The 25,013-nt window shown below is 70.8% G+C and carries 21 protein-coding genes; 15 read left to right on the plus strand and 6 right to left on the minus strand.

Annotated features, from left to right (window positions below):
- Nucleotides 1-33 precede the first annotated feature (33 nt).
- The 5 genes from VZQ01_RS19620 to VZQ01_RS19640 all read left to right on the plus strand — a co-directional run bounded on the left by VZQ01_RS19620 (nt 34) and on the right by VZQ01_RS19640 (nt 7,120).
- On the plus strand, nt 34-1,911 hold the full coding sequence (locus tag VZQ01_RS19620; protein ID WP_426748657.1) for a CapA family protein: 1,878 nt from the start codon (nt 34-36) through the stop codon (nt 1,909-1,911).
- Between the two features lie 538 nt (nt 1,912-2,449).
- Nucleotides 2,450-3,685, plus strand: coding sequence for an MFS transporter (locus VZQ01_RS19625; protein WP_426748659.1), 1,236 nt, complete (start codon nt 2,450-2,452; stop codon nt 3,683-3,685).
- Between the two features lie 152 nt (nt 3,686-3,837).
- The gene (locus VZQ01_RS19630) at nt 3,838-4,842 is read left to right on the plus strand and encodes an alpha/beta fold hydrolase (protein ID WP_426748660.1); all 1,005 of its coding nucleotides are present in this window, start codon (nt 3,838-3,840) and stop codon (nt 4,840-4,842) included.
- 122 nt (nt 4,843-4,964) lie between these two features.
- Nucleotides 4,965-6,683: an alkaline phosphatase D family protein gene (locus VZQ01_RS19635; protein ID WP_426748662.1), complete on the plus strand. Its 1,719-nt coding sequence runs from the start codon at nt 4,965-4,967 to the stop codon at nt 6,681-6,683.
- Between the two features lie 140 nt (nt 6,684-6,823).
- Nucleotides 6,824-7,120: a hypothetical protein gene (locus tag VZQ01_RS19640; RefSeq protein ID WP_046710224.1), complete on the plus strand. Its 297-nt coding sequence runs from the start codon at nt 6,824-6,826 to the stop codon at nt 7,118-7,120.
- Between the two features lie 294 nt (nt 7,121-7,414).
- Here the strand turns inward: VZQ01_RS19640 and VZQ01_RS19645 are convergent, their stop codons facing one another.
- Both VZQ01_RS19645 and VZQ01_RS19650 read right to left on the minus strand, forming a co-directional pair.
- Nucleotides 7,415-8,929, minus strand: a complete 1,515-nt coding sequence (locus tag VZQ01_RS19645; protein WP_426748664.1) for an insulinase family protein — start codon at nt 8,927-8,929, stop codon at nt 7,415-7,417.
- Nucleotides 8,929-10,335, minus strand: a complete 1,407-nt coding sequence (locus tag VZQ01_RS19650; RefSeq protein ID WP_223749501.1) for a M16 family metallopeptidase — start codon at nt 10,333-10,335, stop codon at nt 8,929-8,931. The genes VZQ01_RS19645 and VZQ01_RS19650 overlap by 1 nt, the downstream gene beginning before the upstream one ends.
- Nucleotides 10,336-10,533: 198 nt before the next feature.
- On the opposite strand from VZQ01_RS19650, the gene VZQ01_RS19655 reads away from it, so the two are divergent.
- Both VZQ01_RS19655 and VZQ01_RS19660 read left to right on the plus strand, forming a co-directional pair.
- Nucleotides 10,534-11,334, plus strand: a complete 801-nt coding sequence (locus VZQ01_RS19655; protein WP_408888565.1) for a B-box zinc finger protein — start codon at nt 10,534-10,536, stop codon at nt 11,332-11,334.
- A 114-nt stretch (nt 11,335-11,448) separates the two neighbouring features.
- A complete protein-coding gene (locus VZQ01_RS19660) occupies nt 11,449-11,928 on the plus strand; it encodes a DUF2267 domain-containing protein (RefSeq protein WP_408888566.1) in 480 nt (159 codons plus the stop codon).
- Between the two features lie 11 nt (nt 11,929-11,939).
- On the opposite strand, the gene VZQ01_RS19665 is transcribed toward VZQ01_RS19660, so the two are convergent.
- Both VZQ01_RS19665 and dnaA read right to left on the minus strand, forming a co-directional pair.
- Nucleotides 11,940-13,670: a HEAT repeat domain-containing protein gene (locus VZQ01_RS19665; RefSeq protein WP_426748667.1), complete on the minus strand. Its 1,731-nt coding sequence runs from the start codon at nt 13,668-13,670 to the stop codon at nt 11,940-11,942.
- 78 nt (nt 13,671-13,748) lie between these two features.
- The gene (dnaA, locus tag VZQ01_RS19670; RefSeq protein ID WP_426748669.1) at nt 13,749-15,101 is read right to left on the minus strand and encodes a chromosomal replication initiator protein DnaA; all 1,353 of its coding nucleotides are present in this window, start codon (nt 15,099-15,101) and stop codon (nt 13,749-13,751) included.
- Nucleotides 15,102-15,621: 520 nt separating this feature from the next.
- Between dnaA and rpmH the strand changes: the two genes are divergently transcribed.
- The 8 genes from rpmH (at nt 15,622) to VZQ01_RS19710 (ending at nt 21,584) form a co-directional block, all read left to right on the plus strand.
- Nucleotides 15,622-15,774 carry a 50S ribosomal protein L34 gene (gene rpmH, locus VZQ01_RS19675; RefSeq protein WP_015353655.1) on the plus strand — a complete coding sequence of 51 codons (153 nt, stop codon included), beginning with the start codon at nt 15,622-15,624 and terminating at the stop codon, nt 15,772-15,774.
- Between the two features lie 12 nt (nt 15,775-15,786).
- Nucleotides 15,787-16,209, plus strand: a complete 423-nt coding sequence (gene rnpA / locus VZQ01_RS19680; RefSeq protein ID WP_046717247.1) for a ribonuclease P protein component — start codon at nt 15,787-15,789, stop codon at nt 16,207-16,209.
- On the plus strand, nt 16,206-16,424 hold the full coding sequence (gene yidD / locus VZQ01_RS19685; RefSeq protein WP_046717246.1) for a membrane protein insertion efficiency factor YidD: 219 nt from the start codon (nt 16,206-16,208) through the stop codon (nt 16,422-16,424). The genes rnpA and yidD overlap by 4 nt, the downstream gene beginning before the upstream one ends.
- Nucleotides 16,425-16,472: 48 nt before the next feature.
- Nucleotides 16,473-18,296 carry a membrane protein insertase YidC gene (gene yidC / locus VZQ01_RS19690; RefSeq protein ID WP_426748671.1) on the plus strand — a complete coding sequence of 608 codons (1,824 nt, stop codon included), beginning with the start codon at nt 16,473-16,475 and terminating at the stop codon, nt 18,294-18,296.
- Nucleotides 18,293-19,072, plus strand: coding sequence for a hypothetical protein (locus tag VZQ01_RS19695; protein WP_426748673.1), 780 nt, complete (start codon nt 18,293-18,295; stop codon nt 19,070-19,072). The genes yidC and VZQ01_RS19695 overlap by 4 nt, the downstream gene beginning before the upstream one ends.
- 8 nt (nt 19,073-19,080) lie before the next feature.
- Nucleotides 19,081-19,308 carry a hypothetical protein gene (locus tag VZQ01_RS19700; RefSeq protein ID WP_015353650.1) on the plus strand — a complete coding sequence of 76 codons (228 nt, stop codon included), beginning with the start codon at nt 19,081-19,083 and terminating at the stop codon, nt 19,306-19,308.
- A gap of 71 nt (nt 19,309-19,379) precedes the next feature.
- Nucleotides 19,380-20,894 (plus strand): tRNA modification GTPase, encoded by a 1,515-nt coding sequence (locus VZQ01_RS19705; protein ID WP_426748674.1) that lies wholly within the window; start codon nt 19,380-19,382, stop codon nt 20,892-20,894.
- Between the two features lie 78 nt (nt 20,895-20,972).
- On the plus strand, nt 20,973-21,584 hold the full coding sequence (locus tag VZQ01_RS19710) for a Uma2 family endonuclease (RefSeq protein ID WP_223749509.1): 612 nt from the start codon (nt 20,973-20,975) through the stop codon (nt 21,582-21,584).
- 12 nt (nt 21,585-21,596) lie between these two features.
- On the opposite strand, the gene VZQ01_RS19715 is transcribed toward VZQ01_RS19710, so the two are convergent.
- Together VZQ01_RS19715 and sppA are read right to left on the minus strand one after the other, a co-directional pair.
- Nucleotides 21,597-22,652 carry a GspE/PulE/PilB domain-containing protein gene (locus VZQ01_RS19715; protein ID WP_426748676.1) on the minus strand — a complete coding sequence of 352 codons (1,056 nt, stop codon included), beginning with the start codon at nt 22,650-22,652 and terminating at the stop codon, nt 21,597-21,599.
- Between the two features lie 347 nt (nt 22,653-22,999).
- Entirely contained in the window at nt 23,000-24,793 is a 1,794-nt protein-coding gene (gene sppA, locus VZQ01_RS19720) for a signal peptide peptidase SppA (protein WP_426748678.1), read from the minus strand.
- Nucleotides 24,794-25,013: the final 220 nt, after the last annotated feature.

Below are 25,013 nucleotides of genomic sequence, written 5' to 3' on the forward strand. Positions count from 1 at the left end.
GGAGGGCCCCAAGGCTCGTAAGATGCCCGAGCCATGCTCCCGTCCGCTTTCGTCCTGCTCGCGCTCGCCACCTCATCGGGCCCCTCCTCGGAGCTCGTGCCCGACGCCGCCCACAAGTTCTCCACAACGCCCATGGGCCGGAGCGCCGAGCTGTTGTCCTCGGCCGGCTCCCGGTCCGTGCGCAGCGCGTGGGAGGTGGAGGCGCTCGCCAACGCCGCTCAGCGCGCCGGTGAGGAGTCAGCGCGCGCGGTGGTGAGGGGCATGGCCGTGGGCGCCAGGATGGCGAGCCCGGGACCGAGCGCGTCCTCCGCCGTGATGAGCGTGGGAGCGCATGCGGTGCGCTCCGGACTGAGCGCGTCGAGCGTGGCCGACGTGATGAGCGCGGGAGCACGCTCGGTCATGGTCTCGACGACCTCGCGAGCTCCGGTGGCCCTGGCTTCCTCGACCCCCTCGTCGACCGATTCCACGGTGCAGCCCGCTGCGGCGGGAGGTCTCTCGGACATCGGGAACGCGGCCGCGCGAGCCGGTGCCGGTGCGCTCCAGGCCGCGGTCCTGGCCTTGAGCTCGGGTGACTCGTTCGCCCCGAACCCCGAGGCCGCCGAGCTGCACTATGCCCGTGGCCTCGAGGCCCTCCAGCAGAAGAACACCCCCGTCGCCATCCAGGAGCTGTCCTCGTGCGTGAAGGCCCTGCCCACGCGCGTGGACTGTCGCTGGGAGCTGGGCTGGGCGTACTCGGTGGAAGGCCGCTGGGCGGACTCGCTCACGCAGTGGACCGAGGTCCAGAAGCTCGCGCCCGAGCACCCGGACCTCGAGACCGCGCTGGCCCAGGCCCGAGGGCAGGCCGCGCTCCAGGCGAAGCTCAACCAGTCACCCGTCGCCAGCAACCGCCCTCCCCCGCCGCTCGATGCCAAGGTCCGCATCCGCGCCGTGGGCGACATGATGCTCGGCACCACCGTCCCCGAGGGAAACCTGCCACCGGATGGCGCCAGCAGCGTGATTGCCGGTGTGCGCTCGCTGATGGAGGACGCGGACGTCACCTTCGCGAACGTCGAGGGCCCGCTGTGCGACAACGGCTCGACGAAGAAGTGCCGCTCGTCCAGGAACTGCTACGCGTTCCGTTCGCCCACGGCCTACGGCCAGGTGTTCAAGGACGCGGGCGTGGACCTCGCGTCCACGGCGAACAACCACTCGGGTGACTTCGGCGAGCTGTGCCGTCGTGAGACCGAGGCCACGCTCGATGCGCTCGGCATCGCGTGGAGCGGGCCGCCGGGCTCGGTGGCGACGGTGGAGCGCAACGGGCTGCGCATCGGCATGGTGGCGTTCCACACGTCGCCCTCGTGCAACCACCTCAACAACACGGAGACCGCCACGGCGCTGGTGCGCGCGGCGGCCGTCGAGCACGACATCGTCATCGTCTCCTTCCACGGTGGCGCGGAGGGTGGCAAGGCGCTGCATGTCCCGCAGGGCCGTGAGATGTTCTTCGGCGAGGACCGAGGTGACTTGAGGCTCTTCACGCACGCGATGGTGGACGCGGGTGCGCACGTGGTCATCGGCCACGGTCCCCACGTCGTGCGCGGCATGGAGTTCTACAAGGGCCGCCTCATCGCGTACTCGCTGGGGAACTTCGCGACCTATGGGCGGTTCAACCTGAAGGGTCCGCAGGGGCTCGGCATGGTGCTCGAGGTGGAGCTGGACCGCGAGGGTGCCTTCACCGGCGGCCGCGTGCTGGCCACGAAGCAGGTGGACAAGGGCATCGCGGTCCCCGACGAGAAGGGCGCCGTCATCAAGCTGCTGAGGGATTTGTCCGCCGAGGACTTCCCCGGCTCGGCGGCGCGCATCTCCGAGGACGGCACCATCCTCCCGAGCGGGAAGGGTCCCGTCTCCGCGCGCTCCGCTCCCGTGCGTCGCTGAGCGCGTTCCAGGTCGTGTCGCGAGGCCGAGCCCTTCGGAGGCTCGGCGCCGTCCTCCGCCGCGACGAGTCGCGCGTTGCTCCGCGTGCCGACCGCGGGTGGTGGAGGCACGGCACCGTGTCACGACGAACGTCCCGCTTTGCTCGATGAATGGAGCGCATGGGCGGTACGAGGCCTCGTCATCCTCGCAACGTGCAATCCGTGTGACTCGTTGCTCCTCATCGAAGCCACGGTGTCACTGCGCGCCCGTCTCCGCACGCGAGCCCCGCTGTCCCGACAGGCGCGCACTCTCGCGCACGCGGAAACTCACGGAGCTTCCTCGAAAAACACTGAGTGAACCCGTACACAGGCACTGTGCCGCCCGCGCCGCGCGCGAACTGTGTGTCACGAAGACGCGGCGAGCGTCGTCGGTGGTTTCGTCATCCACCGCACGCTGAAGCCTGGCTGCTGGCCCCTCTGCCACCCGCGTGATTGCGGCCCCAATGATGACGCGGCTCGCGAGCGCGCGTCGTCGGCGTGTGCGGTACAAGGAACTCGCCGTGCGCGCACTTCGACTGCCCCATCTCTCTTCGCTTCGCGCCTTCGAACACCCCGGCTATCTCGCGGTCTGGCTGGGCGCCCTCATCTCCAACATCGGCACCTGGATGGAGACGGTGGCGATGGGCGTGTACGTCACGCAGGAGACGGGCCGCGCCGAGTGGACCGGCGGCATCGTCGCCCTCGCCTTCCTGCCCTCCGTCATCCTGTCGCCGCTCGGCGGCGCGCTCGCGGACCGCTTCGACCGCCGCGTCTACGTGGCGCTGGGCATCGCCGTGCAGCTGGTGCTGGCCGCGGTGCTCACCGTGCTCGCCTTCATCGGCGAGCTCACCGTGCCCATCGTCGGTGTCGTCACGCTGCTCAACGGCTGCGCGAGCACGCTGACGAACCCGGCCTTCTCCGCGATGCTCGCGGAGCTCGTCCCGCCCCGTGATTTGCACAGCGCCATGAGCCTCAACTCGGCGCAGTACAACCTGGGGCGCATCGTGGGCCCGCTGCTCGCGGCGCTGGTGCTCCAGATGGGCGGCGCGTCGTGGGCGCTGCTCATCAACACGCTGTCCTTCGTCGCGAGCCTCATCGCCCTGTCCCGCGTGACGCTGCCCTCGCGCGACACGCCGCACACGAAGGAGAGCCTGTGGGCCGGCATCACCCGAGGCGTCTCCGTCGCCCGCGCGGACGAGGACATCTCCCGCGTGCTCTGGGGCACGCTGTTCGTGGCCGCGCTCGTGGCGCCGTTCATCGGCCTGGTGCCCGTCTTCGCCATCAACGTCTTCGGCCAGGGCGCCGCCGCGACGTCGCTGCTCGTCGCCTGCCAGGGCGCGGGCGCGGTGGTGGCCGCCGTCGTCGTGGGCACCCTCGCGGATGCGCTGGGCCACCGCAAGCTCCTGGGCTTCGCCGCCATGTCCATCGGCGTGGTGTCCGCGGTGTACTGGATGTCGCCCACGCTCACCGTGGCCGCGGCCGTCATCTTCCTGCTCGGCGCCAACTACCTCACGCTGATGAGCGGCCTGCACGCCTTCGCCACCTCGCGAGTGCCCCGCGACATGCAGGCGCGCGTCAGCAGCCTCTACAGCATGGTGCTCGGCGGAGGGTACGCCGCGGGCGTCTGGGCCCTGGGCGCGCTCGCGGACCGCGTGGGCGTGCGCTTCGTCACCGTCACCGCCAGCGTCATCTTCCTGGCCCTGGTGCTGACGCTGCGCCTGCTCAGCCCGCGCAGCTTCGACGACTCGCGCGCCTGAGCCCCCGCACCCCGGGTGCCCGCCCGCTCCACGATGAGGCCGTGCCCGGGGTCCACCTCCGGACATGAATGGCGGTTCAGGTGCCGAAGGGCCTGCGTCCCGGCGACGCGCGCGCTACACACGGACGCTGACGACCCCCTCCCGAGGAGCGCATGTCCATCCGTCCATCCGTCCTGGCCCTGTCCGCCCTTCTCCTGGCGGCTCCTCCCGCCCTCGCCCAGTCCAAGGCCCCCGTCGAGCCGCTCGGCACCGCGCTGGAGGGCCTGCCCTCCGCGTTCCCCGTGCAGTACCTGTCCACGAAGGTCGAGGGCCAGGACGTGCGCCTCGCCTACCTGGACGTGAAGCCCACCGCGCGCGCCAATGGCCGCACCGTGGTGCTCCTGCACGGCAAGAACTTCTTCGGCGCCTACTGGGAGCCGACGATTCGCGCGCTCACCGCCGCGGGCTTCCGCGTCGTCGCCCCGGACCAGCTCGGCTTCGGCCGCTCGTCCAAGCCCGACGTCCACTACAGCTTCCACACGCTCGCGTCGCTCACGAAGCAGGTGCTCGACTCGCTCGGCATCAAGCAGGCCGTCATCCTCGGCCACTCCATGGGCGGCATGCTCGCCACCCGCTTCGCCCTCATGTACCCGCAGGCCACCGAGCGCCTCATCCTCGAGAACCCCATCGGCCTCGAGGACTACCGTGAGAAGGCCCCCTGGCAGCCCACCGAGGCCTATTACAAGGAGCAGCTCGCGGTGACGGAGGAGTCCACCCGCAAGTACCACCACACGTACTACGTGAAGTGGAAGCCCGAGTACGACGTCTGGGTCCAGGTCCTCTACCGCCAGACGCTCGGCGGTGACTACCCGCGCCTGGCCCAGGTCGCCGCCCGGACGTCGCAGATGATCTACGAGCAGCCCGTCGTCCACGAGTTCCCGTGGGTCAAGCCGCGCGCCCTCGTCGTCATCGGCCAGGAGGACCGCACCTTCATCGGCCGAGGCAAGGTGCCCGCCGACGTCGCCGCGACGATGGGCCAGTACCCCCAGCTCGGGAAGAAGACCGCCCAGGCCATCCCCCAGGCCACCCTCGTGGAGCTGCCCGGCGTGGGCCACATCCCCCACCTCGAGGCCCCCGAGAAGTTCCACGCCGCCGTGCTCGACTTCCTCGCGAAGTAGCCCCTGTGGGCAACTTGGGGACGCGGGACACACTCCCGGCATGAGCGCACCCTCCTCGGGTTCACGGGTTAAAGTCCGTGAATCCGGGGCTCACGGCCCTGACGCATCTCGAGGGGGCGTGGATGAAGAAGCTGCTCGGGCCGATGCTGTACACGACCACCCAGCCGTCGCAGGACCGGTGGTCGTTCTTCGTGAACCTGTACCTGTCGGCGGACGCGGTGGACGCGGCAAAGCTCCCCAAGCTGCGCCTGCGCGCCTCGGACGGCACGGTGCTGCCGGACACCGTCGTGGCCCCTCCCCGGCGGGTGGCGGACTTCTCCGCGCTGGAGGGCCGGGCGGCGGGCCTGCTGTGGCGCTGGGAGGTGACGCTCGCGCGCGAGGACAAGGCCCGGCGGGTGACGTACCGCTTCGAGCCGGTGGACGCGGGCGAAGTGCTGGAGGAGGTGGACTTCTCCGCGCCGCACCAGCCGCCCCGGCCGTGGAACCAGGACTCGCTGGGGACGGTGGTGGTGCCCGCGAGGGGCGCGCTGCCCAAGGCGGCCTTCTTCTCCTGCAACGGCGCGAGCGACGCGAAGACGTGGAGCTCGGTGATGCGGATGAAGCGGCCCTTCGGCTGCTGGATGGACATGCTCGCCCAGCACGAGGAGCCCACGGAGGGCGGCTTCGAGCTGCTGCTGGGTGGCGGCGACCAGGTGTACGCGGACTCGCTGCTGGACCACGAGCCGCTGGTGGAGTTCCGCAAGCGCGAGCTGGAGCAGAAGCTCAACCGCGACTTCGGTCCGCCCAAGGGCTTCCACGAGCAGATGCTGGCGCGCTACGTGGAGCTGTACTGCGAGCGGTGGGGCGGCTCGGCGGGCATCGCCCCCATGCTGGCGCGGGTGCCGGGCCTCTTCACGTGGGATGACCACGACATCTTCGACGGCTGGGGCTCGCACGAGTCCTTGCAGGCCTGCGAGTGGTTCGAGTCCATCTACAGCGCCGCCGCGCTCGCGTTCGAGGCGTTCCAGCTGGGCGCGCTGCGAGGCTCCGAGAAGCCGACGCGTCGCAGGCCCTGCGAGGGGCACTATCTGCAGTCCGTGCGCTTCGCGGGCGCCGAGTGCGACGTGGACGTGCTCGCGTTGGACCTGCGCAGCGGGCGCACGTACCGGCGGCAGACGAACGGGAAGATGGCGCACGAGGTGATGAGCCCGGAGCAGTGGCACACGCTGGATGCGTGGCGCCAGGAGCACGCGAGGCGGGGCGCGAACAAGCCCCGGCACGTGCTGGTGTTGTCGTCGGTGCCGCTGGTGCACCTGCGCTTCGGGCCCTCGGTGGAGACGATGGGCGGGGACACCGAGATGCACGACGACATGCTGGACCAGTGGGAGTCGGTGGCGCACCGGGGCGAGCGCATCCGGTTGATGGTGGACCTGCTCCAGCTGGCGAAGGCGTCGTGCTGCGCGGTGACGGTGGTGTCCGGGGACGTGCACGTGGGGGCGCGAGGGCTCATCCGCTCGCGCAACCCGGAGCACGTGCCGGCGGGGCTCGCGGAGGCGGCCATCGAGCAGGTGACGTCGTCGGGCATCGTCCACCCGCCGCCGAGCATGCTCCAGTTCATGGGCATGCGGATGCTGGCCGAGGAGTCCGTGGATGATTTGCCCTCGTACATGCAGACGGAGATGCTGCCGGTGGGCAAGAGCCGCTACCTGCGCGAGCGCAACTGGCTGTCGTTGAGGGTGGAGCCCGCGCGCTCGAAGACGTCGCGGCCCAAGCTGTGGCTGCGCTGGGAGGCCGAGCACACCGCGCTGTCCATGCAGGTGGTGGTGGAGCCTCCGCCGCTCGCGCCGATGACGGGGGCGTGAGCCGGCCCGTCCACCGGGCATGCGGCCGGGCCCCGCTGTTGTCGCCCGGAGCTTGGTGTGCGCCCGCGTCGCTCCGACATTGAGCCCATGGGGAGTGGGCGCGGGGATGCACCTCGCGCCCTTCGCGCGAGGAGCGCCACATGGGCACCGACAACAAGAAGAACGACCCCTCGAAGGGTGGCAAGGCCTCGGGACATCGGCCCACCTTCGCGAAGGACCGCGTGGAGCGCGGTCTGGAGGCGGATGACACCCGGCCGCTCTACGCGGCGGACTCCATCCACAGCACCCAGGAGGCGAAGTTCGCGCTCGACAGTGACGCGCCCGTGGGCGGCGACGTGCCCGACATCCGCAGCCCCATCGACGAGGCGGATGAGCTGGAGCGCGAGCGGCGCGGTCGTGAGCGCTCGCTGGAGCGACAAATCGAGGAGGGCGACTGACGCGGCGTCAGCGCCTCTTCACCCGAGGTTCGCGGAGGCGTCGCGCGGCGCTGACGAGACAGGCTCGACCGTGAAGCGCGCCATGCGGGACGGTCGCTCACGCGAGCGAGGCTGCATCGCGTGGGCCGTGCTCCGCCCGGAGGACACGCGGGGTGGAGCGAAGCGGCTCTCGAGGACTACGTCCCCGCGAGCTTCACGCCGTGCGGGACGACCGCTCATGCGAGCGAGGCCGCGTCGGGTGAGCCGTGCTCCGCCCGCAAGACACACCGGGCGGAGCGAAGCGACTCTGGGAGACTACGGCCCCGCGCGCGTCACGCCGGGCTGGGTGTCCGGCTCCACGGGCACGAGCTTGCCCAGGTTGAGCGGCGACACCTGCTCCTGGATGAGGAGCGGGTCACCCACGAGCACGATTTGCAGCGTGGCCGGGTCCAGGTACTTCTCGGCCGCGCGCTGCACGTCCGCGGCGGTGGCGGTGCGCAGCCCCTCCACGGTGCGGTTGAACTCGTCCATGGGCCGGCGCTTGCGGAACAGCTGCGACGCGCTGGAGCCCAGGCCCTCCACCGACTCGAAGGCGCCGGGGAAGGCGCGGATGAGGCCCTCGCGCGCGGCCTCCAGCTCCTTCTCGGTGATGGGCCGCGACTTCAGCCCCGTCACCTCACCCATCGCCTCCTTCACCGCGGGCCCCGTCACGTCCGAGCGCACCGACGCATACGACGTGAGAGGCCCCACGCCCAGCCGCGGATCCAGGCTGGCACCCGCGCCGTAGCTGTAGCCCTTGTCCTCGCGCAGGTTCATGTTGAGCCGGCTGCCGAAGAAGCCACCGAACACGGTGGTGGCCAGCTCCAGCGAGAACTCGTCCGGGTTGCCCGCGGCGATGGCCGGCCGACCCATGATGACCACCGTCTGGTCCAGGCCCGGCTTGGGCACCACGTGCACCTGCTCGCGGTTCACGAGCTTCGGCGTGGGCGGCGCGGCCGGCAGCGTGGCCTGCGACTTCCAGGTGCCGAAGTGCTTCTTGGCGTAGGCCACCGCCTCGTCCAGCGTGACGTCGCCCGTCATCACCAGCGCCGCGGCGGCCGGGCCGACGTGCTTCTTGTAGAAGCCCTGCACGTCCTCCAGCGACAGCGCCTGCACGGTGTCCGGCATGCCCGCCGCGGAGTGCCCGTACGGGTGCGCGCTGCCGAAGGCGGACGACAGGAAGACAATCTGCCCCAGCGCGGTGGGCTGTCCCAGCCGGCGCACCAGGTCCGCCAGCTGCTGCTTCTTCCTGCGCTCGAAGGCCTTGGGCGCGAAGGTGGGCCGCAGCGTCACGTCCGACAAGAGCCCCAGCGCCGCGTCCACGTTGCGCGTCAGCACGCGCACGCCCACCTGGGCGCCGTCCGCGGCGACATCCTGGAAGGGGGACACGCCCAAATCACCAAAGGCGTTGTCCAGCGCCACGGTGTCGCGGGTGCCCGCGCCCTCCAGCAGCATGCGGTACGTCAGGTCCGCCAGGCCCTGCTTGCCCGCGGGGTCCTGCGCGCTGCCCGCCGCGAAGGTGATGCCCGCGAACACCAGCGGCAGCTCGCGCCGGGTGCTCACCAGCACGGTGAGCCCGTTGTCGAGCGTGGCCTTCTGGAAGCTGGGCAGCACCAGCTCCGGCGGCTTGCCCGGCTCGGGCTTCGTCGCGCGGAAGGCCTCGGCGTCCGCCGGTGCCGCGGGCTGCGTGGCCTGGGGAGGGGTGGCCGGGTTCTCGCTTGCGGCGGGCTTCTGCTGGCTGGCGCAGCCGGCGAGGGAGACGGTGACGAGGGTGGTGATGAGGCGGCGCATCAGCGGCGCTCCTTCGGTTCGACGGGTGCCTGCTTCCGGGCGGGCGGCACGGCGTGGAGGATGACGCGTGAATCAGGGCTCAGGGTCTCTTTGGCGAACTGCTTCACCGCCTCCGGCGTCACCGTCTCGTAGCGCGACAAATCCTGCGCCACGTAGCTGGGCTCGCCGACGAAGTGGTTGTAGCTCTGGAGCACGTCCGCCTTGCCGCCGAAGCCGCCGATGGACTGCAGCCCCGCGAGCGTGCGCGTGTCGAAGCGGGTGCGCGCGCGCTGAATCTCCTCGGCGGAGATGCCGTTCTTGCGCACGTCCTCCAGCACCGCGTCCACTTCCTTCTGGAGCGTGTCCGTGGACACGCCGGGCCGGGCCACCACGTTGAGCGTGAAGACCGACTGCGCGCCCTGGCTCTGCTGCGTCACGTCCACGCTCTGCGCCAGCTGCTTGTCCAGCACGAGGCGGCGGTACAGCCGGCTGGCCTTGCCCGTGCCCAGGGCCGTGGCGAGCACGTCCGCGGTGGCGTCGCCCTGCTCGAAGTACGCGGGCGTCAGCCACTGCATGGAGAGCAGCGGCAGCTGCGCGATGCGCTCCTCGTGGCGGATGACCACGGGCTTGGTGAGCTTCACCGGCGCGACGGTGGGCCGCGTGGGCTTGGGGTGGCTGGGCAGCGAGCCGAAGTACTTCTCGATGAGGGCCTTCGTCTTCGCCACGTCGAAGTCACCCACGACGGCGAGCGTGGCGTTGGAGGGCGCGTACCACTTGCGGAAGAAGTCCTTCACGTCGTCCAGCGTGGCGGCGTCCAGGTCCTTCATCGAGCCGATGACGTCCCCGTGGTACGGGTGCGGCAGCGGGAACAGCGCGTGCCACGCGGCCTCGCGGGCCAGACCGTACGGCGCGGCCTCGGTGCCCTGGCGGCGCTCGTTCTTCACGACCTCCTTCTGGGTGGCCAGCTTCTCGGGCGTCATCGCATCGAGCAGGAAGCCCATGCGGTCGCTCTCCAGCCAGAGGGCGGTCTCCAGGTGGTGGGTGGGCACCGTCTCGAAGTAGTTGGTGCGGTCGAAGCTGGTGGTGCCGTTGAGGTCGGTGGCGCCCAGCTGCTCCAGCATGGAGATGTGCACGTCGTCGGCCACGTTGCGCGAGCCCTGGAACATCATGTGCTCGAACAGGTGGGCGAAGCCGGTGCGGCCGGGCTGCTCGTGGTAGGCGCCCACGTGGTACCAGACGTTGACGGAGACGACGGGCAGCTTGCGGTCCACGGACAGGATGACCTCCAGTCCGTTGGGCAGGGTGTATTTCTCGTAGGGGATGGCGAGCGCTTCGCGCCCGGGCTCCAACGGCTTCGCCTCTTGAGGGGATTGGGCGAGCGCCGGGAGCCCGAACAGGACGAGGGCTGCGGCGACGAGGGCCTTCATTCGGGACAAGGTTCCTCCGGGGGCTTTTCGTGCCAGGAAATCACCTCTCGCGCTTAGCACGCGTGCCTCGGGGCGTGGGCAAGGAATGACCGGGGGAATGGGGGGAGGGCCGCAACTGTTGAGGGCCGCGCTCGGGCGGGGCGAGGTGCGGCGTGACTCGTGGCCGCGCTGTCCGGCCCGTCGTGTCACACTGGGGCCATGGTCTCCTCCGTCGGTGTCGTGCCCCGCTGCGCGGTCCATCCCGAGGAGGAAGCGGGGGCGACCTGTCAGCGCTGTGGCGCGTTCACCTGTGACACGTGCGCGACGTGGGTGATGGGCGTGCTGTATTGCGCCACCTGCGCGGCCCGGCCGGAGGTGAACTACCTGGAGGTCTTCCGCCAGGAGCGCTGGGGCCAGCGTGACGCGAATGCGTGGACGGTGGCGGGCGGCACGCTGCTGCTCGTCGGCCTGGCGGCGCTGGCCATGTACCTGGAGGAGTGGAGGCTGGTGCCGTTGCTGCTCGGCGCCGTGGGCGTGGGCGTGGCGTTCTTCCTGGGACAGTCGTGGGCGAGGCCGGGCCTGGTGCTCACGCCCGTCGTCGGAGGGCTCTGGGCCACGTCGCTGTATGGCCCGGGAGCGCTGGTGGCCGCGTTCCTGATGTTCATCTCCTCGCTGCAGATCTTCCTCGACACGCGCACCCGGCTCTTCTTCCGCGTGGAGGTGTCCGAGAAGGACCTGCGGCGGCTGTGGAACCTCCAGGTGAACAACCCGCTGGCGAGGCATGCCTTGTCCGCGGGGATTTCGTCGGTGTTCTTCCCGTTGATGGTGCCCATGGCGTTGGTGCTCGGCGTCCTCGGCCTGCGGGCGGTGGATGCCAATGCGAGGCCGCCCATCGGGCGCAGGGGGCAGGCGCTGGCGGGCATCGCGCTGGGGCTGGGCGCGATTGCGCTGTGGGGGCTGGTGCTGTGGCGGCCGGTGTTGCAGGTCGTGTTCGACCGGGTGTTCGTCGACTGGCCCTGAGGGAGCGGGCGCGCCATGCGTCCGGGCCCTGGCATGTCGCCCCGGCGAAGGGCGGAGGTCCCGTGTCGTCCTCTCCGCCGGTGGTCACGGTGAGGGAGAAGGGAGGGCCACGACATGGCGAATGAAACCGAGGGGCAACAGCAGCCGGCGGACGGGCGTGCGAGCGAGGAGCTGCGCGCGAAGCGGCACGAGTCGAGGACGTCGCGCACGTATGCGTTCTTCCTCCGCGACCTGGAGGCGAGGGCGGGCGTCGACCGGGCGCTCGCGGAGCGGGCAGCGGAGTCGGTGCTCTGTACGCTGGAGCAGCGGCTGATGGGCGGAGAGGTGAAGCACCTGGAGGCGCAGCTTCCCCAGAAGGTCCGGGACATGCTGCAGCGGTGCCCGCGTCACGAGGGCCTGCCTCCTCGCAAGTTCAAGATGCTGGAGTTCGTGCAGATGGTCGCGGACGACCTGGACACCACGCCGAACGAGGCGGAGCGGCTGTGCCGTGCCGTGTTCGTCACGGTGCGCGAGCACATCTCCGAGGGCGAGGCCGACGACGTGATGGGCCAGCTCCCCGCGGACCTGCGAGCGCTGTGGATTCCGGACGTCTGAGGGGCCAAGGGCTACGGCTTCGCGAGCAGTGACGAGGCCAGTCGACGGAGGTCCTCGGAGTCGTCGCGCGCGGCCACGTCGCGAAGCAGCTCGGGGGCCAGGGGCTCCACGGTGAGCACCTGGCCCAGCATCCGCACCAGCTCGGCGCGGACGCGGGGCTCGGGCTCCGTGCGCAGGCACTGCGCCACCGTGCGCAGATGCGGGCCCAAGACGCGCTGGGAAATCACGGCGGCGGCCTGCTCGCGGACAGCGGCGTCCTTGTCCGTCAGGAGGACCTCGTCCAGCAGGGCTTCCACGCTCGCGCCCTTCATGGCGCCCAGGGCCCGAGCCGCCGCGGCGCGCACCTCGGGCGAGGTGTTCGCGAGCGACTTGCGAGCGTAGCCTTCTCCTCGGGACGAGCCTGTCTGGGCCAGCACGTGCAGACACTCTCGTGCGTCCAGTCGACTGGCTTCACAGCGACGAAGCAATCCATCGACGAGCTCGGCGGCGCGGGCAGGCTCGGTGCGCTCGAGGCCTCGCGCCACGGCGCCGAACGCCTGTCCCACCGCGTCCTTCAACGCGGGCTCCGTCGTCATCCCCACGGCCTGGGCGAGTGCCCGAGCGAGCTCGCGGGAAGGCCGCTCCACCCTTCCCGCCGTCGCGGTCACGTCCCGCGCCAACGCGTGGGTCAGCTCCGGTGAGAGGGGCTCCCGCTTCGCCAGGGCGCGTGCCAGCATCTGAATCAGCTTCGACGAGGGTGGCTCCACGCCTCCACCATCTGGTGGAACAGGCCGGGAGGTCTCCGGCGCGGAGAGCACCTCGGCGCTCCACCGCGCGGCATGGAAGTCCTTCAGCGTGCTCGCCGCGCGCTGCTCCGAGCCCAGGCGTGTCATCGCCACCCGCGTCTCCAGGCGCACCAGCGGCAGCCCCGTCGCGCCACCTCCGGACTCCACCACGTCCGAGCCCGTCACCTCGCGCACGAGCCCGTCCGCGTCGAGCGTGAAGTCCCAGTGCCCTCGTGGCCTCGGAACGACGAGCCCCGGCCCACGAGGTCCCGAGGGCGCCCACACGGGCACCGTCGTGCGCAGGTAGCGCCGCTTCGTCTTCACGTACGTGTGGGCGCTGCCTCCCGCGCGGTACTCCGCCTCGAAGTCGCCCGTGGTGTCCTCCTCCTCCGCGGTCCACGCGCGCCCCTCCTCCGCCACGAACTGGGTCGCCGCCACCAGCCGCCGCATGAAGCCTCGGGCCCGCGCACCCACCGACGGGTCGAAGTGCACGGCCACCACCCGTCCGCGCGCGTCCTGCGTCACGTACACGGGTCGCTCGAAGCTGGCGCGGAAGTCGCGCAGCGCTCCCTCCACGAGCGGCTCCGCGTCCACCACCCACGTGGGCTTCACCCGCGCCACGAAGAAGTGCTGCCCACCCTCCGTGCCCGCGTAGGCCACGGCGACCTCTCCGCTCCAACCGGAGTGGCGCCAGGTGCGCCCCGCCTCCGCGCCGGGGAGCTGCTCCGCCGTCCGCGTGTCCAGGTCGAAGCGGTAGCGGTGCGTCAGCCCCGCCTTCAGCAACCGCCGCGCCCCCTTCACCCCGAACGGGATGACGGGCGGCGTCAGCACGGGCGGCGGTGGAAAGCGCGGTGCGGGCGGGACGGGCGCGAGCGAGGGCCGCGCACGGGGCGCGTCCCTGGCGGACTCGAGACTCCACAGCCCCACCACCGCCAGCACGGCGAGCAGGGTCAGCAGGCCTTTGAGTCGAGGGGTCACGGCACCTGGGATACGGGCGCGCGGCCCGTTCCTGGTCGTACCGTGTGTGGGACGCGGTGGCCGACGGTGGGTGGGCGCTCAGTGCCCGCCGAGCCGCAGCTCCAGCTCCGCCAGCTCGCGCTTCACGGTGGGGTCCGACTCACGCAGGCCCTCCACCTTGCGCACCGCGGAGATGACCGTCGAGTGGTCCTTGCTGAAGCGCGACGCGATTTCAGGGAAGGAGCTCTTGGTCAGCTTGCGGCTCAGGTACATGGCCACCTGCCGCGCGTGCGCCAGGGCCTTGTGACGGCGGTCCTCCTTCAGCGACTCCACGGTGACCTTGTAGAAGCGGGCCACCTCGCGCTGGATGGCCTCCACGTCCACCACGTGCTGGGCGGGGAGGATGTCGCGGAGGACCTCGGCGGCGAACTCCTCCGTCACCGGCTGGCGCGTCAGGCTGTGCACCGCGGACAGCTTCACCAGCGCGCCCTCGAGCTCGCGCACGTTCTTCTGGATGTGCTTGGCGATGAAGTGCGCCACGGAGTCCGGCAGGTCCAGGTTCTCCGCCACCGCCTTCTTCTGGAGGATGGCCACGCGCGTCTCGTACGTGGGCTCGCGGATGTCCGTCATCAGGCCCATGGTGAAGCGGCTGCGCAGCCGCTCCTCCAGGCCCGGAATCTCCGCGGGCACCGTGTCACTCGTGAGGACGATGGCCTTGCCCAGCTCGTAGAGCGTGTTGAAGGTGTAGAAGAACTCCTTCTGCGTCTCCTCGCGCTTGCCCAGGAACTGGATGTCGTCGATGAGCAGCACGTCGCACTCCTCCCGGAACTTGCGCCGGAAGTCGGTCATGCGGTGCTCGCGCACGCTCTCCACGTACTCGTTGGTGAACTGCTCGCTGGAGAGGAACACCACGCGCTGCGAGGGGTCCTTCTCCCAGATGTGGTTGCCCACCGCCTGCAGCAGGTGTGTCTTCCCCAGGCCCGTGCCGCCGTAGATGTAGAGCGGGTTGTAGTGGTGACCCGGCTTGTCCGACACCGCCTGCGCCGCGGCCGCCGGCAGCTGGTTGCTGTCCGCCACCACGAAGGTGCTGAACGTGAACCGGCCGTTGAGGCGCGAGGGCCGGCCCACATTGACCTTCACGGTGGGTATGGGCGGGAACTGGGGGTCGGGGACGAGTCCCTCGACGACTTCATAGGTCACGGAGGACAGGCCGTCGCCCATCCGGGCCAGGTGTCCCTCGAGCAATCCGCGGTAGTGGTCGTCCACCCAGTCGCGGAAGAAGCGGTCGGGGACACCCAGCACGAGGGCGTTGTCTCGGACCTCCAGCGCGCGCACCCGGTCCAACCACTGGAGCGCGTACTGACGGCCCTCCTGACGGATGGCCTCCAGCAACTTGTTCCAGAGAATTCCAGCGCTTGGAAGGGGGGCGGAGGCCTGGGCGAGGGCGTTCAAGTGTGTCTCAACCGTGCAAAGCGGGCGGGACTGCGAGCGTCCGGCGGTGCTAACAGAGGGGTCCAGGTGGATCAAGCTATCGACCCAAAGTGGCGCCGCTGAAGGATCTTTTCCGGACCTCACGAATCGGCAACGGACGTGCCGGGTCAGGGTCGTTGTGGGGATCCGCTTCCCTCCCCCCAACCGCTGGGGCTCCGCCCGCGGGGATTGACTGGGAGTACGGAACGCAAAACGCCCGGAGCCCTGTCACGGCTCCTTCAAGTGGTGCGCGCGGATCCGCTCCCGGGTTGATCGAACGGAGGCGTGCTCGGCCGCTCCAGATGGATCCACCCGGGCGGGCGGTCGCTCCCGGGAGGATTCGGAGGCCTGGAATCCGTTCCCTGGATCTGGAAAATGGGGGCGGTCCTGGTGGTCCTCCGTTGACTTACCCCGGAAATGGGGTTACGGACCCGGCCCTTTCCCTAGTTCAGGTCGCGCCGAAGCCGTAGGAGGCGCCACCCCTCATCAAGGAGTTCGAGCCGTGTCCAAGCGCACGTATCAGCCGTCGAAGCTGCGCCGCAACCGCACCCACGGGTTCCGCAAGCGCAATGGAACCAAGTCCGGCCGCGATGTCCTCAAGCGCCGCCGCGCGAAGGGCCGCAAGCGGCTGGTCGTGTCGGCCGCGAAGAAGTAAGCGAGTCCGCGTGTGAGGGCCGAGGGTGCGACGCCGGGCCGAGAGGGCCCGGCAGACCAGCGCTTCCCCAAGGCCCTTCGCCTGCTCAGCAGGCGTGAGTTCCTCGAGGTGCAGGACGGCGGGCAGAAGCTCCCTTCCGACTGCCTCCTCGCCCTCTACAAGCGCAATGGCCGGGCGTACTCCCGTGTTGGCCTCACCGTGTCGAGCAAGGTGGGAAACGCGGTGGTGCGAGCGCGCCTGAGGCGTGTGCTGCGGGAGCTGTTCCGCAAGCGGCGCACGCAATGGCCCCAGGGCCTGGACGTAGTGTTGGTGGCGCGCTCATCCGCGAAGGAAGCCTCTTTCGTGGCGCTGTCGCGCGCCTTCGACGGTGTCACCCGTAAGCTGCAGCGGCTCCCGCCGGCCGCCGAGCCGAAGCCGAAGGAGCCTCCCCGATGAGCCCGCTCGCCTTCGTCATCTCGCTGCCCATTCGGTTCTACCGGAGGTTCCTGGGGCCGCTGCTCCCGAAGGTGTGCCGCTTCCATCCCTCGTGCTCCACCTACGCCATGGAGGCGCTGGAAAAGCATGGAGGGTTCAAGGGTTCCTGGCTCACCGTGTGGCGCCTGATGCGCTGCCAGCCCTTCCACCCCGGTGGCATCGACCCGGTGCCCTGACGGGGTCTTCACCCCTTGCCGCACCCTCCCCCGCGGGGAGGGACACTTATGAACGATCCGCTCTCGCCCCAGTCGAACGACTCCCAGAAGCGGCTGCTGGTCGCCCTGCTGCTCTCCTTCGCGGTCACCGCCGGATGGATGTTCCTGTTCCCGCCCCCGCCGGCCGCCCCTGGCGCCGATGACGCGGGTGTGGCGGCCGCAGGCACGCAGGACGCTGGCACCCCCGCACAGGCCGCGCAGCCCTCCCCGGGTGATGGCACCCCGCCTTCCCCGGGCGGCACCGTCGCCGAGGCCACCCCGCCTCCGCCCGCCAAGCAGGTGGACTCGCACCGCAAGGAGTCCGTGTACCGGTTCTCCTCCGTGGGCGCGGGCCTGACGTCCGCCGAGCTGCAGGGCGTGAAGATGCGCGAGCAGCACTCGCTGACCCTGGCCCAGGGCTACCAGCAGTTGCTCGGCAAGGAGGTGCCTCCCGCGCCGCAGATGAACCTGGCGCAGCCGGTGCCCAACCAGCCCTTGCCCCTGTCCGTCACCATCGAGGGCCAGAGCCCCCTGGGCGCCGGCGTCCCCTACGCCGTCGACGAGAAGACGGGCGGCGACGTGGAGTCCCTCACCTTCACCGGCCGCCAGGGTCCGTGGGAGGTGGTGAAGGTGCTGCAGTGGCCGAAGGAGGGCTTCGAGCTCACGTACACCATCCAGGTGAAGAACACGTCGGGCCAGGCGCAGAACGGCGAGCTCTTGGTGCACTACGGCCGCGCCATCGACCCGAACTTCGAGCACGCGCCGTCGTTCTTCGGCGGCGTGGGCAACCTGAGCCGCTCCGCGTGCTGGGTGGATGACAAGCTCCACAACATGAACCCGGGCGACGACGCGCTCGACGCGGAGAAGAGCAAGGGTCAGATTCACTACTTCGGCATCAACCAGCAGTACTTCCTGTCGGCGCTCTATCCGCTGGAGGGCCCCCGCCCCGGCCGCTGCATCCTCGCCGCCACGCCCACCGCGCGTCAGGTCTCCGTGGCCTTCCCGCTGAGCGCGGCCGCGGGTGAGACGGTGACGCTGAAGCTCGGCGGCTACCTGGGCCCCAAGGACCCGGACCTGATGGCCGTGGTGCCCGGGCCGGAGCTGCGCAAGGCCGTGGGCCTGGGTGAGGCGACCTTCCACCCGAAGCTCGAGGACACCGTCGACTTCGGCATCTGGGCCGTCATCTGCAAGATCCTCCTGGGCATCATGAAGTTCTTCCACGGCCTCACCGGCAACTGGGGCGTGGCCATCATCCTGCTGACCGTGGTGGTGAAGCTGGTGCTGCTGCCGCTCACCTACCGCTCCATGGTCAGCATGGAAGAGGTGAAGAAGCTCCAGCCGCGCATGGACGAGATTCGCAAGAAGTTCGCGGACAACCGCGAGCAGCAGAACCTCGAAATCATGAAGCTGTACCAGGAGGCGAAGGTGAACCCGCTCGGCGGCTGCCTCCCGCTGCTCATCCAGATGCCAGTCTGGATCGCCCTCTTCACGGCGCTGCGCAACAGCTTCGACCTGTACGGCGAGCCCTTCTTCGGCCCCATCTGGCGGGACCTGACCTACAAGGACCCCACGTACCTGCTGCCCCTGGCGCTGGGCGTGTCGATGATCATCACCCAGAAGATGCAGCCGCAGATGATGGATGCGACCCAGGCGAAGATCATGACCTGGTTCGTGCCCGGCATCTTCACGCTGACGCTGCTGCAGTACCCGGCGGGTCTGTCGCTCTACATCTTCACCAACAACATCTTCTCCATCGCGCAGCAGTACGGGTTGAGGAAGTGGTTGGACCGCAACAAGCCGCAGGCGGGTGGCGGTACGCCGGCGGTGGCGACAGCGGGAGGAAAGCGCAAGTGAGCGAGCAGCCGGTTTCCCAGCAGGCTCCCGTTGCCGGGGGCGCGGATTTACGCCCCCGCGTGGAGAAGCTCCTCGGTGACATCCTGGGCCTGATGGGCTTCCCGGCCCGCCTGGACATGCAGGACGCGGCGGACGGCAGCCTGTCCGTCGCCCTGCACTTCGAAGCGGGGCCTCCGCCCGGCGTCGAGCAGGGCCGCCGCAGCCAGGTGCTGGATTCGCTCCAGTTCCTGCTCAACAAGATGCTGCACCGCCCGGGCGTCGACCGGCGCTGGGTGGTGCTGGGCTGTGGCGCGCACCCGGAGCCCCGGCAGCGTCGCGAGCCGCAGCAGGCTCAGGCCGCGGTGGAGAAGGCCCCCGCGCAGCAGGCGGCGGCTCCGGCGCCCAAGGCGCAGGCGGCGCAGCCTCCCCCTCCCGCCAAGCAGCAGGCGCAGCGTGGGGCGGACAAGCAGGCTCCGGCGCAGCGTGGGGCGGCGCCCAAGGCGCAGGCGGACGGGGACGAGCGGACGCTGGCGGTGGAGGAGGATGCCGCGCTGCGAGAGGCGGTCCGCAAGCTCGCGGAGAAGTCCGCCAGCCTGGGGCGCTTCTACGCGCTCGTCGCGATGAAGCAGGACGACCGCGCGCGGGTGCTGAAGGCGGTAGAAGGAGTGGTGGGGTTGAAGGTCGCGGCCGAGGGTGAGGGCCGCAACCGCCGAGTGGTGTTCACGCCGGAGAAGCCCGCGCCGCTGCCCAAGCGGAGCCTGCTGCCGGACGATGACGAGGACGACTTCGACGAGTGAGGGCGTGCATGGGCAAGGCGAAGGGTCTCAAGGACAAGCTGTACGGCGCGGCGGTGCTGAAGATGAGCTTCCGCCTGCGCGGCGATGAGGAGTCCCCCGCCTTCCGCTTCGTCTACCCGGGCGTGCTCCGGGACCTGGACATCGAGGACGCGGCCGTGGAGAAGTACATCGAGGAGAACCGCGAGGCCGTCGAGAAGGCCGCCCGTGGCTCCACGCCCCCGATGGGGCCTCGGTAGGTCTGGCTCGAGCGCTGCCGGGGATGCGAGTCCCCGTCAGCGTGCCGAACGGCCGCCGGTTTTCCGCTGACATGACGTCCGTCTCCCCCACCATCGTCGCCCTGGCCACCGCGCCCACCGCGGGGGCCGTGGGCATCCTCCGGCTGTCGGGTCCCGCCGCGCTGGAAGTGGGCCGTCGGCTGGCGCCGGGCATCCCCGCGGAGCCGACGCCGCGCCACGCGTACCTCGCGGCCTTCGTGGACGCGGCAGGGCGGGCGCTGGACGAGGGGCTCTTCCTGTACTTCCGGGCGCCGGCGTCGTTCACGGGCGAGGACGTGGTGGAGCTGCAGGCGCATGGGAGTCCGCGTCTGTTGCAGCTCCTGCTGGCGCGCGCGCTGGAGGACGGGCTCGCGCGGCTGGCGACGCCGGGGGAGTTCACGCGGCGGGCGTTCCTCAACGGGCGCATCGACCTGACGCGCGCGGAGGCGGTGGCGGACCTGGTGGCCGCGGACTCGGAGTCCGCCGTGCGCGCGGCCGCGGCCGGATTGTCCGGGGCGCTGAGTGAGCGGGTTCGTGCTTTGGAGGAGCCGCTGCGCGCGCTGCACGCGGACCTGGAGGGCGTGCTCAACTTCCCGGACGAGGCCGAGGGCGCGGACGAGGACGCGGGTTCGCGCGTCCAGGCGCTGCGCGCGCAGGCGGACGCGCTGATGGCCGAGGCGGGCCATGGCCGACTGGTGCGACGTGGCGCGCGCGTGGCGCTGTTCGGGCCGGTGAACGCGGGCAAGTCCACGCTGTTCAACCGGCTGGTGGGCGAGGCGCGTGCGCTCGTGGACGACGAGCCCGGGACGACGCGCGATGCGCTGGAGGCCCGTGTCGAGTGGAGCGGCCTGGGCGTGACGCTGTTCGACACTGCGGGCCTGCGCGAGACGCCGGGGCGCGTGGAAGCGCTCGGCATCGCGCGCACGCGGGAGCTGCTCTCGGGCGTGGACCTGGCCGTGCTCGTGCTGCCGCCGGGGACGGCCGAGGTGGACGCGGAGCGCTGGCTCGCCGAGGCTGGTGCCACGCCCGTGCTGCGCGTCGACGGCAAGTGCGATGTCGAGGCGCGGTCCTCGGTGATGCCCGAGGTGCGCGTCGCGGATGTGCACTCGGACGCTTCGAGGGCCAAGGCCCCACGTACCCGTGCCAGCACTGTCCTGGAGTCAGCGGGCACCGCGTCGTCCGAGTCGAGTTCGACTCCGGGAGCTCCTGCCACGAGCGCATCGATTGTCACGTCCGAAGCGGATGCGCCCTGGGGCACCCCACCCCGCCTCCGCGTCAGCGGACTCACGGGCGAGGGCGTGGACACCCTGCGTGAAGCGCTCCTCTCACGACTGTGGGGCGGCGGCACGCCCTCGGCGGTCGCCCTCGTGTCCGAGCGTCACGCCGATGCCCTGCGTCGCGCCTCCGAGGCGCTGTCCCGCGCGGAAGCCGCGTCGCGCCTGTCCACCCTGGAGGTCGTCTCCGGCGAGGTGGCCCTGTCCCTGGAAGCCCTCGGCGAGGTGTCCGGAACCTCCGCTTCCGAGGCGCTCATCGACGCAATCTTCCAGCGGTTCTGCATCGGAAAGTGACGCGCCGCCGCACGGCCCAGGCCGTGTCAGACCCCTCCCTAGAATGCCGCCCTCAACCGCCGCACTTTCGGAGGCGCTGTGACGGAAGGCATCATCCACCTGGCGAACCACTCCATGCTCCAGGCCCTGCCCGCGGGCTGGGTCGGAGAGATACTGGACGAGGAGCTCGTGGCTTCTCCCAGGCTGACGCCCGCTCAAACCCGCGCCGCCTTCATGCTGGGCGTGGAGCTGGGTGAGCAACTCGACCGGCGCCGAGGTGGCAGCGGACGCTGGTGCTTCCTGCGCGCCCCCGAGCTGCGCCTGGGGCCCGACGTGCTCGTGCCCGACGTGGCGGGTTGGCGTCGCGACCGGGTGTCGTCCCCCCTCGACCCGGACGTGCCCTTCCTCACCCTGGCGCCGGACTGGGTCTGCGAGGTGCTCGCCCCGTCCACCGTCGCCCTGGACCGCACGCGCAAGCTGCCCCTCTACGCGCGCCAGGGCGTCTCCCACGTCTGGCTGGTGGACCCGGCCGCGCGCACGCTGGAGACCTACCAGCGCGTCAAGCGAGGCTGGCTCCTCACCGGCTGCTACGACTCGGACGCGCTCGTGCGCGCCGAGCCCTTCACCTCCGCCCCCGTGGAGCTCGAGTCGCTGTGGCTCCCCGAGTCCTCCCTGGGCAACGTCTCCGCGATGCTCTCCGCGGTGCCGTGAGGTCCACGCGCCTCAGCTGGCGCGCCTGAGAAACGTGGCGTCGACGGGCGCACTGGCCAGTCGACGCACCGTCCTGAGCAGCAGCTCCGCGTCCACGGGCGCGGCCACGAAGCCCCGCGCTCCCACCGCCTGCGCCCGGGGCAGGTCCACCTCGGGCGTCTTGCCCGCGGCCACCACCTGCGCGCCCACCCTCCGGCCCAGCGCCTCCAGCGACGGCAGCGGCGCCACCACCACCTGCGCCTCGCTCGACGCCAGGAGCTCCTCGGTGCTCGCCACCCGCGCGGTGAAGCCCGCCCCCGTCAGCACCCGCACCAGCCCCGACGCCGCCTGAGCGCCCCAGCCGTACACCAGCACCTGCGCCAGCGCCTCGGCGGGCGCCGCCGTCACCGTGGGCAGCTTCGTCTGGGACGGCGTGCGAGGCCGGGGCACCGCCGCCACCACGGGCCGGGGCCGCGCCGTCTCCTCCTCCAGCGAGGACAACAAGGGCAGCTCACCCTCGGAGGGCACCACCGGCGGCGCCATGGTCGTCAGCTCCGCCATGCTGCCGCTGAGCACCATGGGCATCTGCTCGTCCGCCTCCGGCAGGGAGAAGCCCTCCATGCCAGGACGACGGGGCGCGTTCTCCGTCTCACCCCGGTACATCCGGCCGATGGCGCGGCGGATGGATGCGTCCGTGGCCAGCCTCGCCACCACCCGCGTCCGCCCCGTCACGCTCTTCACCGCGTCCACCGACGCCAGGCTCGCCGGCGCGGCGATGGCCACCACCAGCGTGTCCCGGGGAGCGTGTCCCTCCAGCCGCAGCGGCACCACGCGGTGTGTCTCCGCCACGCGCTCCGGAATCAGGCGCGCCAGGGCCGCCTCGGGAGGCTGCGCGTCCAGGTCCACCGTCTGCATCCCCACCTGCTCCGCCAGCGCCTCCAACACCTGCCGCGCCGTGCAGAAGCGCTGGTCCACCACCACCTGCCCGAGCGGAACCCCCCACTTGCGCTGGTACGCCAACGCGGAGTGGAGCTGCAGCGCATCCATCATCCCGCGCTCGAGCAGGATGTCCCCCAGTCGCTTCTTCATGATGCCTTGCTCCTCAGGCCCCCCACGGCGGCCCCCTGCCCCTGGGAACGCATGCGTCCCGGAAACTTGAGTGTTCTCTACGCCCGCACCACCCGCGCGGCTTGCTCCGCCGCGACAGATGGTTCCACGTCCGCGACACCTGCAAGGAAGGGGCCCGATGCCCCACCCGTCATGACGCGCCGTCACGTCTCGAATTGAAACGGAGCACGTCCACGAAAGGTCTGTCGCGGTGAGAGGCGAAGGCGCCGAGGCGGGAAGGACTCACGCACCTCGGGGCCAGGCGTCCAGGCATCACGCCCGCGCGTCCATGAGGCACGCGCGGACATGTCCTGACGTGTCGCGGACGACTACCAGCGCGTCTGGGGCATCGGCGCGTGGAGCGAGCCACGCTCGGGTGCGAAGACACCCATGCGCACGCCCACCTCGTGCACCACGCGCGTGGCCTCCACCAGCGGCGCCCACGGCGTCGAGAGTGACGTGGTGGCGGAGGCGTCGTCGTCGCTGTTGTCGCCCGTCTCCCCCAGCATGGAGGACAGCACCTCCGCGGGGCTCTTCTTGCGCGGGTACTCCTCGACCCGGACCTTGGCGTCCGCGGGGAGCTTCGCGGCCTCGCGCGCCAGCTCCAGCGCCTTGGGGTAGCCGCCGAGCGCGTCCACCAGCCCGTTCTCCAGCGCGTCCTCGCCCGTCCACACGCGGCCCTTGGCCAGGCCCTGCAGCTTCTCCACCGGCATCTTCCGGGCGCTCGCCGCGCGCGTGGTGAAGTCCGTGTAGATGCGGTCCAGCTCCGCGTCCACGCGCGCCTGCTGCTCCGGCGTGTAGTCGGCGTCCGAGCTGGCCAGCGTGGCGTTCTTGCCGAAGGCCACCGTGTCGAAGTTGACGCCCAGCTTCTCCCAGAAGCCGTCGGTGACGAACTTGCCCGTGTACACGCCGATGCTGCCCGTGAGCGTGCCGGGCTGGGCGACAATCTTGTCCGCGTCCATGGCGAAGTAGTAGCCGCCGCTGGCCGCGTACGTGCCCATGGTGGCGATGACGGGCTTGCCCGCCTCGCGAGCGCGCTGCACCTCGCGGCGCACCGTGTCGCTGGCCACGTAGCTGCCGCCCGGGCTGTCCACGCGGAAGATGATGGCCTTCACCTGCGAGTCCTGCGCCGCCTTGCGCAGCGCCGCCGCCACGCTGTCGCCGCCGAGCGCCTGCTCCCCGAACGGGCTGGAGTCGCTCCGGCCGCGCGAGATGGTGCCCACGCCGTAGACGAGCGCGATGGTGTCGCCCGTGGTGTTCGGCCGGCCCGCGCGCTCCAGGTACTTCTTCACGTACAGCAGCTCCGCGCCCTCGCCCGCGGCGGCCTTCTGCGCGGCGTAGACCTCGTCGCGGTAGAGCAGCCCGTTGAGCAGCTTGCCGTCCACCGCCTCCGGCGCGAGCAGCGGCGCCCGGTCGATGAGCGCGCGCACCTCCTCCTCCTTCAGCCCGCGCCCCTCGGCGATGCCGCGCACCATCTGCCCGTAGAGGCTGCCCGCGAAGCGCTCCGTGGCCAGCAGGTGCTCGGGCGTGTAGCCCTGCTCCGTGTAGCTGTTGACCGCGTTCTTGAACTCGTAGCGCTTGTCGAAGCGCGGCTTGACGCCCAGCTTCGCCAGCGCGTCGCGCGCAAAGGGCGTCTCGAACGCGAGGCCGATGACATTCACGCTGCCGGACGGCTGCATGTAGATTTCATCGAAGGCCGACGCGAAGTAGTACGCGCCCGTCGCGTTGCCCTCCTCGCCGAACGAGTCCGTGTAGGCGATGGCCTTCTTGCCCTTGGCGCGGAACGCCTTCACCGCGTCGCGCACCTCCTGCGTCGTCGCGGGGCTGCCGGGGCTGGTGCCCACGCGCACCACCAGCGACTTCACCCGCGAGTCCTCGCCCGCCTTCTCCAGCGCGTCCACCACGTCGCGCACGGTGAGCGGGTCCTCGCCGAAGGCCCCGGCCAGCGAGTCGGCGGAGACGTTCTCCGCGAGCGGCTGCGACAGGTCCAGCTCCAACACGAGGTTGGACGGCACGCTGGGGCGGCTCGAGGACGCGAGCACCACCAGGGCCACCAGGCCCACCACGAAGAGGACGGACATCGCGCCGATGAAGGCCAGCGCGCCGATGAGAAAGCGTTTCATCCGAGGAAGCTCCTGGTCCGCGCAAGGGACTCGAATCCTGCAGCGGTCCTTACTACTTAACGGGCCAGCGCGCCGATGCTTGCACGCCGCTTCGTGTCACCCCGCCGTCCGAGCGACATTCCAGGGGCCGGGCGACGGGGCGCTCGTCCCGGGCCCGCGTCCCGGACCTCGCATCCCCATTCTTCCAGGGGCCTCGAGGTGACAGGCTGCCCGAGCCCCG

This window comes from Myxococcus faecalis (genome assembly GCF_050039385.1).
Taxonomy (GTDB): domain Bacteria; phylum Myxococcota; class Myxococcia; order Myxococcales; family Myxococcaceae; genus Myxococcus; species Myxococcus fulvus.